At 60.5% G+C, this 18860-nt stretch carries 12 protein-coding genes; 4 read left to right on the plus strand and 8 right to left on the minus strand.

Going from position 1 to position 18860, the window contains the following annotated elements:
* Positions 1-72 precede the first annotated feature (72 nt).
* Positions 73-1029 (plus strand): alpha/beta hydrolase, encoded by a 957-nt coding sequence (locus tag KUF73_RS23555; protein ID WP_218440406.1) that lies wholly within the window; start codon positions 73-75, stop codon positions 1027-1029.
* Positions 1030-1317: 288 nt separating this feature from the next.
* Here the strand turns inward: KUF73_RS23555 and KUF73_RS23560 are convergent, their stop codons facing one another.
* From KUF73_RS23560 to pvdM, 5 genes are all read right to left on the minus strand, one after another.
* A complete protein-coding gene (locus KUF73_RS23560) occupies positions 1318-3783 on the minus strand; it encodes a TonB-dependent siderophore receptor (protein ID WP_218440407.1) in 2466 nt (821 codons plus the stop codon).
* A 255-nt stretch (positions 3784-4038) separates the two neighbouring features.
* A complete protein-coding gene (locus KUF73_RS23565) occupies positions 4039-5688 on the minus strand; it encodes a cyclic peptide export ABC transporter (protein WP_218440408.1) in 1650 nt (549 codons plus the stop codon).
* A 194-nt stretch (positions 5689-5882) separates the two neighbouring features.
* Positions 5883-6746 carry a formylglycine-generating enzyme family protein gene (locus KUF73_RS23570; protein WP_218440409.1) on the minus strand — a complete coding sequence of 288 codons (864 nt, stop codon included), beginning with the start codon at positions 6744-6746 and terminating at the stop codon, positions 5883-5885.
* A 150-nt stretch (positions 6747-6896) separates the two neighbouring features.
* Positions 6897-8189, minus strand: a complete 1293-nt coding sequence (locus tag KUF73_RS23575) for an aminotransferase class V-fold PLP-dependent enzyme (RefSeq protein ID WP_218440410.1) — start codon at positions 8187-8189, stop codon at positions 6897-6899.
* Between the two features lie 31 nt (positions 8190-8220).
* Positions 8221-9570: a pyoverdine-tailoring dipeptidase-like protein PvdM gene (pvdM, locus tag KUF73_RS23580; protein WP_218440411.1), complete on the minus strand. Its 1350-nt coding sequence runs from the start codon at positions 9568-9570 to the stop codon at positions 8221-8223.
* Positions 9571-9836: 266 nt separating this feature from the next.
* On the opposite strand from pvdM, the gene KUF73_RS23585 reads away from it, so the two are divergent.
* Complete coding sequence (locus KUF73_RS23585) at positions 9837-11456, plus strand: PvdJ/PvdD/PvdP-like protein (protein WP_218440412.1); 1620 nt, start codon at positions 9837-9839, stop codon at positions 11454-11456.
* Positions 11457-11579: 123 nt separating this feature from the next.
* Here KUF73_RS23585 and KUF73_RS23590 read toward each other — a convergent pair whose 3' ends face one another.
* The 3 genes from KUF73_RS23590 to KUF73_RS23600 are packed head-to-tail and all read right to left on the minus strand — an operon-like array spanning position 11580 to position 16128.
* Positions 11580-12974: an efflux transporter outer membrane subunit gene (locus tag KUF73_RS23590; protein ID WP_218440413.1), complete on the minus strand. Its 1395-nt coding sequence runs from the start codon at positions 12972-12974 to the stop codon at positions 11580-11582.
* Between the two features lie 7 nt (positions 12975-12981).
* Positions 12982-14955, minus strand: a complete 1974-nt coding sequence (locus KUF73_RS23595) for a MacB family efflux pump subunit (protein WP_218440414.1) — start codon at positions 14953-14955, stop codon at positions 12982-12984.
* Entirely contained in the window at positions 14956-16128 is a 1173-nt protein-coding gene (locus KUF73_RS23600) for an efflux RND transporter periplasmic adaptor subunit (RefSeq protein ID WP_218440415.1), read from the minus strand.
* Positions 16129-16565: 437 nt separating this feature from the next.
* On the opposite strand from KUF73_RS23600, the gene KUF73_RS23605 reads away from it, so the two are divergent.
* The gene (locus KUF73_RS23605) at positions 16566-17048 is read left to right on the plus strand and encodes a sigma-70 family RNA polymerase sigma factor (RefSeq protein WP_305516114.1); all 483 of its coding nucleotides are present in this window, start codon (positions 16566-16568) and stop codon (positions 17046-17048) included.
* Between the two features lie 149 nt (positions 17049-17197).
* Positions 17198-18535, plus strand: a complete 1338-nt coding sequence (locus tag KUF73_RS23610; protein ID WP_218440416.1) for a lysine N(6)-hydroxylase/L-ornithine N(5)-oxygenase family protein — start codon at positions 17198-17200, stop codon at positions 18533-18535.
* Positions 18536-18860 lie beyond the last annotated feature (325 nt).

Raw genomic sequence — 18860 nt, forward strand, 5'->3', positions numbered from 1 at the left:
GCAACTCCTACATGAACCAGGTTCGATTCAAGATTTTGATTATTGACCTCTTTGTGTAAAAGGATTCGCCCCATGGCTGTACTGCCAGAACTTGAAGCTTTTCTCGAACTCGCCGAGTTCGGCCGCCTGACCGGTAAAAGTCGCGCCATGCACGAACAGACGCCGCAACAGGCGCGGATCGATTTCGAAGCGTCCTCGGGCTTTCTCGATGTGCCACTCGACCACATTGCCTGCGAAGACTTCAGCGTGACCGCGCGCGATGGCCACAGGCTGCCGGCGCGCTTGTATCGCAATGGGCAAGCGGCGGCCGGGTTGCAACCGGTGATCCTGTATTTCCATGGCGGCGGTTACGTGGTTGGTAGCCTCGATTCCCACGATGCGTTGTGTCGGAGACTGGCGGCCCAGGGTGGTTTTGCCCTGTTGACCGTGGATTATCGGCTGGCGCCGGAGTGGCGTTTTCCCACTCCGGTGCAGGACGCTTGCGATGCGGGTAACTGGTTAATGCGTGAGGGTGCGGCCCGTGGTTTGGACGCAAGCCGAGTAGCGTTGGCCGGTGACAGTGTTGGCGCGACGCTGGCCACGGTGCTGTCGATCATCGCCGTGCGTGAACCTGAGGAACTGGCGCTTAAACCCAAGGCGCAACTGCTGGTGTACCCGGTGACGGACGCCACCACCCACCGCGCTTCGCACCGGGATTTCGCCGAAGGCTATTTGCTGGAAACCCCGACCCTGGACTGGTTCTACGCCCACTACGGACGTACGCTGCAGGACCTGGCGGACTGGCGCTGCTCGCCGCTGCTGGCCGAAGACCTGTCGGGCGTGGTGCCCGCGCTGGTGTACCTGGCCGGGCATGATCCGCTGCATGACGAAGGGCTGGCCTATGCCGAGCGCTTGCGTGTTGCGGGGAATGACGTGACGTTGCTGGAGCAATCGGGCATGACTCACGACTTCTTGCGCATGGCCGGGTTGCTGAGTGAAGTCGAAGGGATTCATGCCGAAGTGGCGGGGTGGGTGCGTTCGCGGTTGTGAGGGGGAATGAATAGAAGATCAAAAGATCGCAGCCTGCCGCAGGCTCCGATCTTTTGACTTTGCCCTTTTGGGGCGGGGAGCGGAGATTTGTGGTGGGGCAACTAATGCCTTCGCGAGCAGGCTCGCTCCTACAGGGGATCTTTGGCGGACACAGAATCGGTGTTCACATAGGTCAAATGTGGGAGTGAGCCTGCTCGCGATGGCGTCATCACAGTCAGCACAAATCCCACAGCCATAAAAAATGCCCGTATCTCGCGATACGGGCATTTTTCATTTCAGGTCAGGTGCTTAGAAATCGTATTTCGCCGTGAGCTGCAGGTTGCGCGGCTCGCCGTCGAAGGTGGTGCCGAAGTTGCCCAGGCCCGTCAGGTAATGCTTGTCGAAGACGTTGTTGGCATTGACGGTGAAGCTCAGGTGCTCGTCGAACTGATAACGGCTCATCAGGTCCACGAGGGTGTAGCCGCCTTGCTTGAGCGAGGTAGCGCCTTCGGTAGGGCTGGTGCTCTGGCCGTAGAAAGCGCTCTGCCAGCTGATGCCGCCGCCGACGGTAACCTGGTCCAGTACGCCGGGCAGGCGGTAGGTGGTGAACGTACGCACAACGTGTTCCGGTTTGGTGGTGGCCAGCGGGAAACCGTAGATGCGTTGCTCGTCCTTGTCACGGGTACGGGCGTAGGTGTAGCCGGCGGATACGTTCCAGCCTTCGGCCAGTGCACCGGCCAGTTCCAGTTCCACGCCCTTGGTGGTTGCACCGGAGGTTGATTTGTAGATGTCCTGCAGGGTCGTGGTGTCGGTGGCGACGTACTGGGCGACGTTGTCCTGTTCGATGCGGAAGAAGGCCAGGCTGGCGTTTAGTTTGCCTTCGAAGTAGGCCGCTTTCAGGCCGGTCTCGTAGCTGTTGCCTTCAACCGGGTCCAGGGTCTTGCCGCTGGCGTCCCGGTAGATTTGTGGCTGGTAGATGTTGGTGTAGCTGGCGTAGACCGAGTAGGTGTCGTCGAGGTCATAGACCACACCGGCGTAAGGCGTGACGACGCCGTGTTCCTTGTAGCTGGCGTGGCTGTCGGTCAGGCCGGCATCCGGGTTGTAGGTGTAATCTTCGTTGTACTTGAAGGTACTCAGGCGGCCGCCGAGGATGAACGACAAGTCGTCGGTCGGGCGCAGGCGCGTGGCCAGGTAGATACCGTTCTGGCTCTGGATGCGTTCGTACTTGCCGTTTTTCGGAAACTCCGGTTTGGCCAGTTCGCCATTCCAGTCATAGATGCTGCCAGGCACCAGGCCATCGGCGTTGGGGGCGCCATAGTTTGCACCGGTCTGACGCGAGTGGGAGGTCATGAAACCTGCCACCAGTTCATGCTCGCGACCACCCAGGCTGAATGGACCGGTCACGTTCACGTCAGCCGTGTTCTGCACGCGATGACCTTCCCAGCGACCCCAGTAAAGGAACATCCCGTCACCGGTGGCACGATCCGGGCTGCCGCCGCTGGCCGAGGCCAGTTGGGTATCGTGATCGGTGGTTTTCTGGTCGAGGCTGAGCTTGAGTTTCCAGTCGTTGGCCAGTGCCTGTTCCAGGGACGCGAAGTAGGTGGTGCTGTCGAAATCACGACGGCTCCAGTCGGCACCCGGGTTGAAACTGCGTGGGAAGTCGGTACGGCCACCGTCGGCGAAGTACACGGTGTTACCGGTCCAGGAGCTGCCGCGCGGGGTGGCGCTGGACTTGTCGATACCGAAGGTCAGCAGGGTATCGTCGGTCAGGTCGGCTTCGAGGATGCCGTAGAACAGGTCTTTCTTCTGGCTGTAGTGGTCGATGTACGAATCTTTGTCCTGGTAGGCGGTCACGAAACGGCCACGCACGTTGCCCGAATCGGTCAGCGAACCGGAAATGTCGCCTTCGGTGCGGTAGTTGTCCCAGGAGCCGGCGGTGGCGCTGACCGATGCCTTGAATTCCTTGGTCGGCTTTTTGCGGACCAGGTTGACGGTGGCGGACGGATCGCCCGCACCGGTCATCAGGCCGGTCGAGCCTTTGATGACTTCAACGCGGTCGAGGCTGGCGGCGTCGTCGCTGTTGTTCGGGTTTTCACCGTACACACCGTCGTAGGGAATGTTGACGCCGTCGTACTGAAAGTTAGTGATGGCAAAGCCACGGGCGGAGAACTCGGTACGGTCACTGTCGTACTTCTGCGTCGAGACACCGGGGGTATTGCGCAGCACATCACCCACGCTCTTTGAGCCCTGATCGTCCATCTGCTGACGGGTAATCACGGTGACGGTTTGCGGGGTTTCACGAATGGTCAGCGGCAGCTTGGTGGCGGTGGTGGTCGCGCCAGTGGTGTAGGAGCCGGTGTCTTCGGTGACCAGGCCCAGGGCCTGGCCAGAAATGGTGGTCGCGCCCAGTTGCAGGCTAGAGGAACCGCCGGACATCAGGGTTACGCTGTTGCCGTTGATCTGGAACGAAATGCCGGTGCCTTTGAGCATCTCGGTCAGGGCCGCCGAAGGCTCCAGCGAACCGGACACCGCGCGAGACTTGATACCGGCCACCTGATCCGGGCTGTAGAGAATTTGCAGGTTGGTCTGCATGCCCAGTTCGGTCAAGGCGCTGGACAGCGGTTGTACTGCAATACTTACTTTTACAGGTGCAGCATTGGCCATCGAGCTCCCCAGCAAGGTGGCGGTCAGCAGAACGCTGGTCAACAGGGTTCGATGCAGGGTCGGGCGCTGTACGGCCAACGCGAGAGGTGTGCGGCGTGGAAGAGATCGCATTACTTACCTGTGCTCCTGAAAAAGTGTCGTGCAGAGTTTTTGTTAATAGGAATGATTATTAAGACGGGGCGAGTACGCGAAACCGGAAAAATAAATTTCAGAACGATGAATGACTGGGCTTTTATGCGGTCCCGTGGCGAGGGAGCTTGCTCCCGTTGGACTGCGCAGCAGTCCTGGTTTTTTTGGGGCCGCTTCGCGACCCAGCGGGAGCAAGCTCCCTCGCCACAAAGTTGTGTTCAGCTCGGTCCTAAGCGGTCAGGCAGGGGTCAGTTCGGTGACGACCCGGCCGCTTTCCATGCGCACCAACTGGTCGGCGACATCGAAATAGCGGTCGTCGTGAGAGATCACGATGATGGTCTTGCCCAGGCGCTTCAGGTCCGGCAGCAGCTCGGTGTAGAAGATCCGGCGGAAGGTCGGGTCCTGGTCCGCCGCCCACTCGTCGAACACCAGCACCGGCCGTTCTTCCAGCCAGGCATTGATCAGCGCCAGGCGTTTGCGCTGGCCGGTGGAGAGGTCGGTGGTGGTGAAATTGCCGTCCTTGACGCTGACTTTGTGCGCGATTTCCAGGCGCTCCAGGTATTTGTTGGCGTCCTCCGGGATCTGCATGTCGCCCTGGACCACGTCATCGAACAGGTAGTAATCGGCGAAAACCGTGGTGAACAATTGGCGATAGTCGTCGCGGTTCTGCGCATCAATGGCCTCGCCGTTGACGCGGATCTCACCTTGCTGCGGTGTGTACAGGCCCAGTAGCAATTTGATCAGCGTGGTCTTGCCGCAGCCGTTCTCGCCGACGATGAAGGTGATGTCGCCCTGCTTGATCGACAGGTTGACCGGCCCCAGCTGGAATGGTGCGGCACCGTCAACGGACGGGAAGGCATAGCGCACGTCCGCCAATTGCAGTTCGTGCACGGCTTGTTTGACGTAGCCCTGATCGTTGAGCAGCAGGTGCGGCTCAGGGGTGGAAAACTGCTCGGACAATTCGGCGATGCGGCGGAACGCGATCTGCGCGCGGCTGACGATGGGCAGGGTGCTGATCAAGTGTTCCAGCGGGCCTTTCATGTACAGCAGCACCAGCACGAAACCGCTCATCACGGTTTTGTCGGCACTCGGCCAGAAAGTTTGCAGCGCCAGGGCCAGGACGATGACCACGAAAAACAGCATCGAGCCGAAAGTCTTGGCGATGACGAACGTGTTGATCGAGCGCACCTGAGTGTTGCAGATGAACTCGGCGGTGGCCTTGATGCCCGCGACGAACATGCGCTGGCGACGTGGGCGGTGAATGCGCAGTTCCTTGGCGCCTTCGGCGATTGCGTTGTAGTGCTTTTGCAATTCGTCTTCGGCGTCACGGGCGGCCATGAAACCCTGTACGCCTTTGCTCTGGGCGTAAGCCTGGATGGCGGTGCCGATCAGGATCGCGGCGACCATGATCAGGAACATCGGCCACGACAGCATCGCCAGGTAGCCCATGCAGCCCAAGGTCACGGTGACGGATATCGCCAGTGGCGCGAAGGCGAAGGCGAAGTCGCTGATGGTGTCGACGTCATGGGTCAGCACCGGAATCAGGCGGTGGCTGCGATAACGCTCGATCTGTTCGATCGGTGCTGACAGGACCTGTTCACCCAGTTGTTTACGCAGCTTGGCGATGATGTGCTGGCCGACGTAGTTGGTGCCGATGTCGGAGCAGATCGAACTGAGCAATGCCAACAGGCACAGGCCGGCGAACAGTGCGACCACGCCTTGGGTCAGGCCGGTTTCCGAGTGCAGCGCGTTGTTGATGGTCGCCAGCAGCACCGTGACACTCAGGCCGCCGACCATGCCCAGGAAAATCGACGCGGCGACAATGAGTCGAAAGGGTTTCAACAGGGCGAACAATTCGCCAATGGCGCCACGGGTTGGCTGGGTCATGGAGGACAATTCCTTGGGTCGTAAGGCAGATACCCAGTAGAACGTCTGATCGAAGGCTTAATTTACAGCGGCGCCGACTGGCGGCGGGGTTGCTGCAACTGCATCGACCTGTAGGAGCCAGGCTTGCCGGCGAAGGCGTCCCTGAGATCGCCTTCGCCGGCAAGCCTGGCTCCTACGAAAAGCGTTCCGGACGCTTAGAGGTCACGCACTACGCGAAAGCCCATCCAGTCGCCGCGTTCCTGCGGGTATTGGCTGTTGCGGTTACCCGAGCGAGAGAATACTGGCGCCTCACCCCAGTCGTTGCCGCGAATGCGCACGGCTTCGCAGTTGGGCTCCAGCCAGGCGCTGCCATCGGTGGGGGCACCGATGTAGTTCGGGTGTTCGCAGTCTTCGACCCACTCATAGACATTGCCGTGCATGTCGTACATGCCGAAGGCGTTGGGCGGGTAGCTGCCCACCGGCGAGCTGTAGCTGTAGCCGTCCGCCGGGCCGTAGGTGTTGGCGTGTTTGGCGATGCTGTATTCCTTGCCCTCATCGAACGGGAAGGGGAACGGCCCCTTGGTGCCGCCGCGTGCGGCGTATTCGCGCTGGGCCTCGCTGACCATGTGGTATTTCTGCCCGGTCTTCTTCGACAGCCAGGCGACGTAGTTCTTCACGTCATCGAAGTTCATGCACACCGCCGGTTGGCGCGGGCTCTGTGGATACCGTGGTTTACTGGCGACGCACTCACGGCCGGGGCGCGTATCGCCATTGGCGATGGTCACGCCGCTCTCGCGCACGTAGTTGTCCCATTCACCGGCGGTGACCTGGAAGCGGCTCATGGCGAATGGCTTGGCGAAGGTGACTTCGTGCATCGGACTCTCATCGGGCTCACGACCGACTTCGTCATCCGGTGTGCCCATGGTGAAGGTGCCGGCAGGCAGCACAACCATTTCCGGGCAGTCGCGGCAGTCCTTGAACACCTTGCCCGGTTGCGGTGGGGTGGCGGCTTGGGCGGCAACCGGTAACAGGCCGGCGAGGAGTACAGTCAGTCCAACGGTCAGCAGATTTCGGTTCATGACTCATCTCGATCAAAAAGAAACGGGGCAATAACGGAACCTGTAGGAGCTGCCGCAGGCTGCGATCTTTTGACCTTGATCTTTCACGGTATCAAGAAGATCGAGATCAAAAGATCGCAGCCTGCGGCAGCTCCTACAGAGGGGCGCGTGTCAGGCCGTTTTGTTCAGCTGCGCCATGAAACGGTCGATTTCGTTTTCGCTGTTGAGCAAGCCGGGGGCGATGCGGATCACCGGGCCGACGTCGCGTTCCACCGAGTCGCAGACCACGCGGTTGTGCATCAGTTGGCTGGCGACCTTTTCGCAGTCCTTGTCCTTGATCCGGAAGAAGGTGAATCCGGCGGACAGTTGCGGGCTTTGCGGGGTCACCAGTTCGATTTGTGGCTGTTCCAGCAAACGATTCTTGGCATAGGTGTTGAGGGCGTGGATACGCGCCTGAACATCGGCCTTGCCCAGGTCCAGGTGCAATTTGAACGCTTCGTCCGCCGCCCAGCGATGCTCGAAACTGTGATAGCCACCGGGGGTCATGATGGTCGAGAAATCAGTGGATTCGCTGAAGGTCGGAATGATCGGCGTGACGTCTTTGAGCTCACTCGAACGGGCACAAATGATCCCGGTGCCACGAGGACCGAACATCCATTTGTGGGTGCCAGCGATGAAAAAGTCGCAATGCATGTCGGGAAACTCGAAGTCTTCGACGCCGAAACCGTGCACGCCATCGACTACATAAAGGATGCGGTCCTTGTCCTCACGATTGCGGTTTTGCTCTTCTACGAGTTTGCCGATTTCGCCAATCGGCAGTTTCACGCCGCTGCCCGAATGCACCCAGGTCATGCCCAGGACACGGGTCTCGGGACGGATGCCACTGGCGATCGAACCCAGCACTTCGTCCACGGAAATATCGCGGCTGTTTTCGAATAATTTGAGTTTGCGCACCTGGGTGGCCTGGCGTTGCTGTCGATACTCCAGGGTGTAATGGGTGGAGTAATGCTCGTGTTCGCTGACCAGAATTTCCTGATCCGGGCGCACATGAATGCCGCCATAAATCATCGCCAGGCCTTCGGTGGTGCTGCCGGTGAGGGCGATCTGTTCCGGCCTGGCGTTGAGGTAGCGACCGGCCCAGACACGCACGTTCTGCTCGCGTTTCTCGGTTTCCTGCAGGTCCCAGTCCATGGCCCGGCCGGGGTTGCGGTCGATAGTGGCGCGGTGCATCTCGATGGCATTGCGCACCGGCGCCGGGTGCGAGGTCACCAGAAAGTTGGCGAAGTGCAGGTAATCCGGATCCTGATTGAACAGCTGCTTTAGCTGCGCCCACTTACCCTTGGGCAGGGATTGCGGCTGCTGTTGCAGATTGCCGGCCATCGCCGGCAGTTTCACGGCGGCAGTCAGGGGCAGGCCGGCGGCGAGAATACCGGCCTGCTTGAGGAATGAGCGACGGTTGGTCATGAGCTTGATTCGCTTATGCAAAAAATAGGGATCAGTTTTTCGCCACAGGCCTGGAAGACTTCTGCACCTGGTCCCATACCCGCAGGAAATTGCCGCCCCAGAGTTTGCCGATGTCGGCCTCGCTGTAGCCGCGACTGATCAGCTCGGCGGTCACGTTGCGTGCCTCGCTGACGTCCTTCCAGCCGTCGAGGCCGCCACCATCGTTGAAGTCGGAACTGATGCCGACATGATCGATGCCGATTTTCTTCACCGCGTAGTCGATCGCGTCGCCGTAGTCCTTGAGGTTGGCCTTCGGTTCTTCGTCGACAATCGCATAGAGCTGGCTGGCGTACTCACCGAAACGCTGTTCGGACCAGACGGTGATGATCGGGTCGCCCGGCATCAGCGCCATTTCCAGTCCCTGCAACGGTTGCAGATCAAAACGCGCACGCAGGGCGTTGAGCTTGTCCTGGGTCGCCTGACTCAACGGGCGGATGTAGGTCGGGAAGCCGACAATCTGCACCACGCCGCCACTGTCTTTGATCAGCTGCATTTCGTGGTCACTGAGGTTGCGCGGGATGTCCACCAAACCGCGTGGGGCCGAGTGCGAGGCGACCATTGGTGTACGGCTCAATTGCGCCACTTGCTCCAGCGCTTTGGTCGACATCTGCGATACATCGATGATTACGCCAAGGTCGTTGAGGCGGTGCACGGCTTGTTTGCCGATGTCCGAGAGACCGCCAAGGGCGTCGCGGGAATCGTTGAAAAACGGCAACGGTCGCGACGAATCAGCCCAGGCGTTATTGCCCACATAACTGAAGCCGAACATGCGCATGCCGCGTGCCGCCCACTTGTCGAGGGCGTTGAGGTCGTTGCCCAGCGGGTAGGCGTTGAGCATGCTCATGAAAATCGCAAACTTGCCTTCGCCGTGCAGGCGACGGAAATCGTCCGGGGTGTAAGCGATGGCGACCTGATGGGGGTAGTCGCGAACCATCGTGCTGATGATCTTGTAGCGGGTTTCCTGCTCGAAGCGGGCCTCGTCGACGAACCCGGCGGTGGGGCGATGCGGGGCATTGGCACCGTTCCAGATTTCCGGCCAGCCGAAGATGGTCAGCGCAGCGCCGGACAGGCGCCCGCGTCCGGTCTTGACCAGGTCAAACTGGCCGCTGCCGTCCTTGTCGGCTTCGTTACCGGCGGTGCCGAAGTCCATGGGCACAGTGATGTGGCTGTCGAACGAGAGAAGTCGCTCGTGCAGTTCATCCGCCTGTTTCATCACCTTGGCCGGGTAGCCGGGGTTGTCCTTGAACCAGTAATCCCAAGCCGCAAAGCCTGCTCCCGCGCTGATCGCCAGGGCCAGCGGCAGGCCGATGAAAAGAGCCTTTTTCGAACGTGGTTTTGTCATTGCCGTCTCAGTCAGGTGTGCCGCCCCGGTACAGGCGCAGGGGCCTTTCATATCTGGGAAGAACGAGTGGCTGGTCTTGGAATTTAGGTTGTCTCTAAAAGATCGCAGCCTCGTTTCACTCGACAGCTCCTACATGGAACGCAATCCCCTGTAGGAGCTGTCGAGTGAAACGAGGCTGCGATCTTTTAGGCTCACCATAAATTTTCGAGGGCAACAAACGTTCTAGCTTGGATAAAGCCTGCTTCATGGCTGACACAGGTAGGGCAATGACGATTTCTCGACGATGGTTCATGGCGGGCCTGGCGCTGACCGGCGCTGCCGTGCCTGCGGCTTTTTATGGGCATCGCGAATGGACGAAACCGGACCCCACGGTCACCCCCGGCGAGGCTTCGTTCGACGTGGCGGATGTCGCCGGTCAACGGTTGGCGGACACCTTGCGCGGTGTCTGGCAGATACGGTTCCAAGGGCGTGATGCGGGGCTTGAAGGCCTGCCGCCGGATGGGCTGGAGGTGTTTCTCGACATTGGCCAGAAAGGTCGCGGCCTGGTCGGTTTTGTCGATACCGCCGAACGGTTGCGCTCGAACGATGCCCCGCGTTACCGGGTGCTGGGCGATCTGGCCGGTGCCAAACCGGCGCAGCTGAGTTGGCGACTGCTCAGCGCCAACGGTACGCCGGATTACGAATTCAGCATGGCGCTGGATGAAGTCTGGGCCGGGTTTGGCAACGCCGGCAGCGGTACGCTCAGTGGGCGAGTATTGAACCTGGATCGACCGTTGATGATGAGCGCCCAGGACAATCGCTTCATCGCCGTCAAACGGGTATTCCCCGAGGCCCGCGAGCGCGCCGGCCTGAACCCGCCGCTGTTGGCCTGGCTGGTGTCACCTGAGCATCGGCTGTTTCACCAGCTCTGGCATGCGTCCCGGGACAAGTGGCACACCTTGCCGGAAGACAAGCGCAATGCCTTGCGCGGCATTGGCTGGCAGCCTGGCCCGCGAGACAAAGAGCGTGACGCCCGTGGTGCACGCAAGGATCGCAACGGCTCGGGTGTGGATTTTTTCTTCATGCACCGGCACATGCTTGGCACGGCGCGTTCGCTTCAGGACTTGCCGTCGTGGACGCAGTTCCCGTTGCCGCAACCAGAACTGGCCCGCGATCGTATCGGCTTCGCCAACTATTTCGATAACCATGACGGCACGGCGTTGCCCCCGACCTGGCTGGCCGACGACGATGCCGAATACTCGAAGTGGGTCAGCGACATCAAGACAGCCGAGACTTATCACAGCAACTTCCAGGTTTGGGAATCGCAGTATCGCGACCCGCGCTACCTGTCGAAGTTGAGCCTGGGGCAGTTCGGCTCGGAAGTGGAACTGGGATTGCACGATTGGCTGCACATGCGCTGGGCCTCGGTGCCGCGTGATCCGTCCAACGGTCAGCCGGTGCCATTTGCCCGCGACCCATCAGACTTTGCCGCGCGCTGGTTTGCGCCGGAAAACGACTTTCTCGGCGATCCGTTTTCGTCCCATGTAAACCCGTTGTTCTGGCATTTTCACGGCTGGATCGACGATCGCCTGGAAGACTGGTTCCGCGCCCATGAGCGTTTTCATCCGGGGGAGGTCAGTCGGCTGGAAGTCAACGGCGTGCATTGGTTTGCACCGGGTCGCTGGGTCGAAGTGGATGACCCATGGCTCGGCCCGAGTACCCATGGTTGCAGCACAACGCCGGGGTTACAGGCTGGCAAATCAGTGGAAATGGACCCGGAAACCATGAAGCTGGCGCTGCGGATTACCTTTGGCGAGGACGAGAAGAAGCTGAAGGATCTGTTGCGCAAAGTGCCGCAGCGGCCGTGGTATGCGCGGCATTTGAAGGCCAAGCAAAGTCAGGTTTGAAACCGCGTTCAATCGCGAGCAGGCTCGCTCCCACAGGTTATGTGTCATGCCCGAGTCCTGCGGCTAACGCAAAACCCTGTGGGAGTGAGCCTGCTCGCGAAAGCGGTCTATCAAACGCCGCAATTACAACGTCTGCCAACCACCACCCAACGCCTTGTACAACGCAATACTCGCCTGCAACCGCGACAACCGCAGTTGCACATTCAGATCCTGCGCCGCATAGAGCGTGCGCTGGGTTTCCAGCACCGTCAGCAAATCTTCGGCACCGGCCTGATAACGGCTTTGCGCGATGTTGAACGCGGTTTGCGCCTGGCTCAGTTCTTCACCTTGCCATTGCCGTTGTGCGTCCAGCCCGCGAATGCTGTTCAGCGCTTTTTCCACGTCGGCGAAGCCGTTGATGATGGCACCGCGATAGATTTCCAGCAGTTCCTCCTGACGGGCCGTGGCCTTGTCGCGTTCGGCACCCAGGCGACCGTTGTTGAACACCGGCGCAAGCAGGCCGGCGGTGAGGTTGTAGAACGGGCTGCGCAAAATGTCACCGGCGCGGTCGGCACCGGAACCGATGTCCGCGCTCAGGGTCACGCTCGGCAACATGGCGGCGCGGGCGACGGTGACGTCGGCCTGGGCAGCGGCCAGTTGCGCTTCGGCGCGGGCAATGTCCGGGCGACGGCTGAGTAATTGGCTGGGCACACCGGCGTCGATGGCCGGCCATGACAGTTGATCAAAATGCTCCTGGCCTAGAAACAGCTCCTGCACCGGCCGACCGAGCAGGGCGGCGAGGCTGATCTGCGCGTCCTTGGCCTGTTGCAGCACCAGCGGCAATTGCCGTTGCTGGGCCGCCACCAGGCTTTTTTGCTGGGCCAGTTCGAGGGCTGTCGCCGAGCCTGCGTCGAATCGGGTCTGCACCAGTTTCAAAACGCTCTGCGCATTCGCCAGATTCAATCCGGCAATGCGGCTCTGTTCCTGCAATGACAAAGCTTGCGCATAAGTGTTGGCAACGCTGCTGAGCAACGTCAGCTCCACCGTCGCCTGATCGAACTCGCTGGCCTGCAATCCGAACTGCGCACTGTCGCGGGAGGCCTGCTTGCCACCCCAGAAATCAATTTCATAACTGGCGCTGAGGTTGGCGTCGAAGTAATCCACGGCCTTGTTGCTGTTGTCGGCGTCCAGTTGGCTGTAGCCGTTGCCGCGCAGCAGTTTCTGCCGATTGGCGTTGGCGGCGGCCTTGACCTCTGGCAGCAATGAGCCGCTGGCGACGACGGTTTCTGCCTGTGCCTGGCGCACTCGGGCAACGGCGGCGGCCAGGTCGTAACTGCCAACCCGGGCCTGTTCGATCAGGCGATCCAGTTGCGGACTACCGAACCGGGTCCACCATTGCAGGTTGCTGTGGCTGGCTTGTTCACTGGGTGGCGATTGCCACGCGGCGGGCGATTGAAGGCCGCTGTCCGGGCGCGGGGCAGGGCTGCCGCAACCCGCGAGCAACAAACAAAGGGTCAATAGACTGAGTGGCGGCTTCATCGAAAGATCATTCACTGGTAAGGGCCGTGACCGGGTCGAGACGGGCAGCTTTGCGGGCCGGCATGAAGCCGAAGACAACACCGGTGACCAGCGCACAACCGAAGGCGCCCAGCACCGCTATCAAGGAGAATGCGACGGCGACTTCGCTGAGGATCAACACGCCGCCGACCATCAGTGCCAGGGCAATCCCGGCGAGCCCGCCGACCACCGAGAGCATCACCGCCTCGGTAAGGAACTGACGCAGGATGTCCCGTTGCCGTGCACCGGTGGCCATGCGGATGCCGATCTCGCGGGTACGCTCGCGCACGGTCATGAGCATGATGTTCATCACGCCGATGCCGCCCACCAGCAGCGAAATCGCAGCAATCGAACCGAGCATCAGCGACAAGGTATTTTGTGTGCGCGCTTCAGCCTGGATCATCGCGGCGTTGTTGGTCAGCTCGAAATCCTTTTTGCCGTTGTGCAGGCGCAGCATCAGTTGCTCGATGGCTTTTTCCGTGTCCTTGACCTTGCGCGCATCAGCGGCAGCGATAGCGATGTACTCGGGGTTGTGGGTGCCGAACAAGCGCACGCTGGCGGCGGAGTAGGGGATGGCGATGCGGTTGTCGCTGTCGGAATCGCCGGAGCTGGCGCCTTTTTCCGCGAGCACACCGACCACCTGAAATGGCACGTTTTCGATCAGGATGTATTGCCCGATGGGGTTGGCCACGTCCTTGAGCAACTTGGTGCGGACCTTGTGGCCGATCACCGCGACGGCAGCGGCGTTTTGCTCGTCGGCTTCGGTGAAGTAGCTGCCTTCCACCACCGGCCAGTTGAAGATCGCCGGGAAGTTGGTGTCGTTGCCGCCGACGTAGCTCAGGTGGTCGAGGTTGCCAAAACGCACCCCGGCTTCCTGACCGTTGACCGGCATGATTCGCATTACTTGGGGCAGGCTTGCGACGGCTTTGACTTCGTCCAGGGTGATGATACCCAGCGGTGTTCGCGGGTTGGGCGACGAGCCGCTGAGGTAAATGATGTTGGAGCCGAACGCGCCCATTTGTGCCATGACCTGGCGCTTACTGCCCTCACCGACGGCCAGCATCACCACCACTGATGCAACGCCGATGATGATCCCGAGCAGGGTCAGCGCGGTGCGGAACTTGTTGATCCACATCACCCGCCACGCCGCTTGCACGGCATCCAGCAGTTCGCCTTTCCAGGCACCGGTGGCTTGCGCGCCTTCGCTCAGGCGCTTGCGCAAATCGACGGCCTGCAAGGCACCGGGGTTGGCCGTATTCTGCGCGGTGGGGTTGTCACGAGCGCTGTCGCTGATGATCAGGCCGTCACGAATTTCGATGATGCGTTTGGCCCGCGCCGCCACTTCGCGGTCGTGGGTGATCAGGATGACGACGTGGCCCTGGCTCGCCAGCTCGTCCAGCAGGGTCATCACTTCGGCGCCGCTGTGGCTATCGAGGGCGCCAGTAGGTTCGTCGGCGAGGATGATGTGGCCGCCGTTCATCAAGGCGCGGGCGATGGACACGCGTTGCTGCTGGCCGCCGGAGAGCTGGTGTGGACGATTGCCGGTGCGCGTGGCCAGCCCGAGGCGGTCGAGCAGGGCGGCGGCGCGAGCGTGGCGCTCGGCGGCCGGTGTACCTGCGTAGATCGCCGGCATCTCGACGTTTTCCTGGGCTGAACCGGACGGGATCAGGTGGTAGCCCTGAAACACAAAACCGAAGGCTTCGCGGCGCAGCCACGCCAGTTCGTCGGTGTCGAGGGCGGCGACGTTTTCCCCGGCGAAGCGGTATTCACCCGACGTCGGGCGGTCGAGGCAGCCGAGGATGTTCATCAGCGTCGATTTGCCGGAACCGGAGGCACCGACAATCGCCACGAACTCGCCGGCATGGATCGACAAGTCGATGCCGCGCAACACGTGAACTTCGGGGGCGTCGCCTCCGCCGTAGGCTTTGCGGATGGCTTGCAGGTCAATCAGGGGCGTCTGCATTCAGCCGCCACTCCCGTCGGCCGGGCCGATCAACAGGTGATCGCCTTCCTGCAAGCCGTCGAGAATCTGCACCCGCAAGCGATCACTGATGCCGGTGCGGACGTTGCGTTGTTCGATGCTGCCGTTTTTCGCGACCACTTGCGCAGTCTGGCGGTCCGCTTGTGCACCGGCTTGCAGGGCGGCGATGGGGGCGGTCAACACGTCCTTCGCTTCATCGGCGACGAAAAATACCTGGGTGGTCATTTCCGCCATCAGTGCGTTGTCGGTGTTATCGACATCCAGCAGCACGGTGTACAGCACCACCCGGGCGCTGCCGCTTTTGCTGGTACTGGCGGGGCTGCCGCCGCCCTGGCTGGTTTGGTCCAACGGCTTGGGCGGCACCGGCAGAATCTGCCGCACGGTGCTTTTCCAGCGCCGGGTGCCGCCGCTGAGGGTGGTGAACCAGGCATTCATGCCGGGTTTGACGTGACCGATGTCGGCCTCGGAGACCTCGGCCCAAACGGTCATTGGCGACAGTTTGGCGATGCGCAAAATCAGTGGTGTCTGTTGCTGGGCATTGAGGGTCTGGCCTTCACGGGCGTCGAGCGCAACGACGGTGCCGGACATCGGCGCATAAATGCGCGTGTAACCCAGTTCGGCCTGATCGCTGCGCAAGCTGGCCTGGGCCTGGCGGATCTGCGCCTGGAACATGTCGATGCGCGCCTGGGTGGCGCGTAGCTCGGCCTGGGCGGTCTGCACGTCTTCTTCGCGGGTCGCACCACCGGCCGCGAGGTTCTGTTGGCGCTGGAATTTCTGCCGGGCGAGGTCGTGTTGCGCGCGTTGCTCCTGCAGCTGCGCCTTGAGGTTTTCGATGGAGAAACGCCCGGCGTCGAGTTTGGCCTGTTGCGTGGAGGGATCGATTTCCACCAGCAACTGGCCTTCCTTCACCACATCGCCGACTTCCACATGAATCTTGTGGATCTGCCCGGACGCCTGGGCGCCGACGTCGACATAACGTCGCGGTTGCAGGGTGCCGAGCGCCGTGACACTGCTTTCTATATCAGCACGGCTGACCTGCACCGTGGCGAACTGGTCGCGGCCGGGTGCATTGAACTGCCAGGCGGCGACGGCGATAACGGGAATCAGGCTGAGTGCAACAAGCAGGGCGCGTCGGGTCTGACGGGGACGTTTCATGCAGGGTTCCGGCCAAAGGGTATAGGCCCGTCGTACAGCGACGGGAAGCTGTCCTGTAAACGATGAAAGCCCCGCAGAATTTAGCCCCGGACACACGGCGTAACACCTGTAGAAGCTATGTAGAAGCTATGAAGGAGCCGTGTAGGAGCTGTGTAGGAGCTGTCGAGTGAAACGAGGCTGCGATCTTTTGATTTTTTCAATATCAATATCAAGATCAACATCAAGATCAAGATCAAGATCAAGATCAAGATCAAAAGATCGCAGCCTTCGGCAGCTCCTACAGTTGACTATTTGTCGGGCAATACAAAGCAACGCTTTAAATCTATATGAGAATTACTATAAATTACGCACCTCAATTGCCACTATCGTGCCACTGCCGTTTTTTTGGCCGAAACGTTGGCTCAAGGACAGAAACCGCACCCGTGCGGACGGGAGTCATGTTGGAAAACTACTATCGGGAGCTGGTGTGTTTCCTGAACGCCAAGCTCGGCAACCGTCAGGTCGCCGAAGATGTGGTGCATGACGCTTATCTGCGCGTGCTGGAGCGCTCCAGCGACACGCCGATCGAGCAGCCCCGGGCATTCCTTTATCGCACCGCACTGAATCTGGTGATCGACGATCATCGGCGCAATGCCTTGCGTCAGGTCGAGTCGCTCGACGTGCTCGACAACGAAGAGCGCTACTTCAGCCCATCTCCCCTCAATAGCCTCGATCACGGCCAGCGCCTGGACATGCTCCAGCGCGCCCTGGCGGAACTGCCCCGGCTGTGCCGCGAGAGTTTCCTGCTGCGCAAGATCGAAGGGCTGTCGCACCCGGAAATTGCCGAGCACCTGGGCATTTCCCGGGCGCTGGTGGAGAAGCACATCGTCAATGCGATGAAGCATTGCCGCCAGCGGATGCTGCATTGGGATGCGCATTGATCCGCCCTGATTGATAAAAAAACAGTATTAAATTTTGTTTCATTGTCCTCGTTCCCTTCAACAGACGATCTGCTGTCCTACTCAAGGCCGGTCAGGTCACTCAGGTTTATCTCCCCGCCGTTGAGGGGTTCATCCAGAGGACACTGGAAATGACACAGGCAATTGCATCGCCCATCGTTCACGACCTGATCGGCGTCGGTTTCGGCCCTTCCAACCTGGCGCTGGCCATTGCGCTGCAAGAGCGCGGGCCGACCCAGGGTGAGCTGGATGTGCTGTTTCTCGACAAGCAAGCGGACTATCGCTGGCACGGCAACACACTGGTGACCCAGAGCGAGTTGCAGATTTCCTTCCTCAAGGACCTGGTGACCCTGCGCAATCCGACCAGCCCTTACTCGTTCGTTAACTACCTCAAGGCCCACGGTCGCCTCGTGGACTTCATCAACCTCGGCACCTTCTATCCGTGCCGCATGGAGTACAACGACTACCTGCGCTGGGTGGCCGGGAAGTTCGAAAAACAGAGCCGTTACGGCGAAGAAGTGCTGACCATCGAGCCGGTGCTGCACAACCATCAGGTTGAAGCCTTGCGCGTGATTTCGCGCGATTCCACCGGTCACCAGCACGTGCGCACCACCCGTTCAGTGGTGGTCAGCGCCGGCGGCACCCCGCGTATTCCAGAAGCCTTCAAGGCTCTGAAAGATGACAGCCGGGTGTTCCACCACTCGCAGTACCTGGCGCAAATGGCCAAGCAGCCGTGCGTGAATAACCAGCCGATGAGCATCGCGATCATCGGCGGCGGACAGAGCGCGGCGGAAGCGTTCATCGACCTGAACGACAGTTTCCCTTCGGTGCAAGTGGACATGATCTTGCGCGGTTCGGCACTGAAACCGGCCGACGACAGCCCTTTCGTCAACGAAGTGTTCTCGCCGGAGTTCACTGACCTGGTGTTCCAGCAGCAAAGCAGCGAGCGCGAACGTCTGGTCAACGAGTACCACAACACCAACTATTCGGTGGTGGACATCGACCTGATCGAACGCATCTACGGCATTTTCTACCGTCAGAAAGTCTCCGGCATTGCCCGGCACGCGTTCCGTACCCTGACCACGATTGAAAAGGCCACCGCCACCGAACGCGGTATCGAACTGGCGCTGCGCAACAATGCCACCGGCGAAGTCGCGGTTCGTCATTACGACGCCGTGGTGCTGGCCACCGGTTACGAACGGCAGATGCACCGCAAGCTACTGGCACCGCTGGAACAGTACCTGGGTGATTTCGAGGTCGATCGCAACTACAAACTGATCACCGACGAGCGCTGCAAGGCCGGCATCTACATGCAGGGCTTCTGCCAGGCCAGCCATGGCTTGAGCGACACCTTGCTGTCGATCCTGCCGATTCGCGCCGATGAAATTGCCGGGTCGCTGTATGACCATGGCAAGAATCGTGGGCACAGCCGTTCTGTGGTGGATTTGTTGTTGGCCACGGCCAGCTGATTGCGACGCGGCTTGGAAAAAGATCGCAGCCTCGTTTTACTCGACAGCTCCTATATGGGGTCGGTGTGGGAGCTGCAACAGGCTGCGATCTTTTGCTTTTTATGGTCAAGCTGAACCCTTCCTGAAGAACCCCGCAATTCCCCCACCACACGCCAATGCCTGGTTTACTCTGCAAATATCGCGGCGTAAGCTTCGCGCGTTTTCATCCATAGCGGAGACCCACAGTGGGTACTTGTTCGAGTGACAGTAGTCGGCCGGTTGCGATAACCGGCACATCCTCGGCCAGATAACGCGCAGCCTTTTTTGTGCCGTTGTCTCGCCGTAA

The organism is Pseudomonas sp. PD9R (assembly GCF_019200975.1).
Taxonomy (GTDB): Bacteria; Pseudomonadota; Gammaproteobacteria; order Pseudomonadales; family Pseudomonadaceae; genus Aquipseudomonas.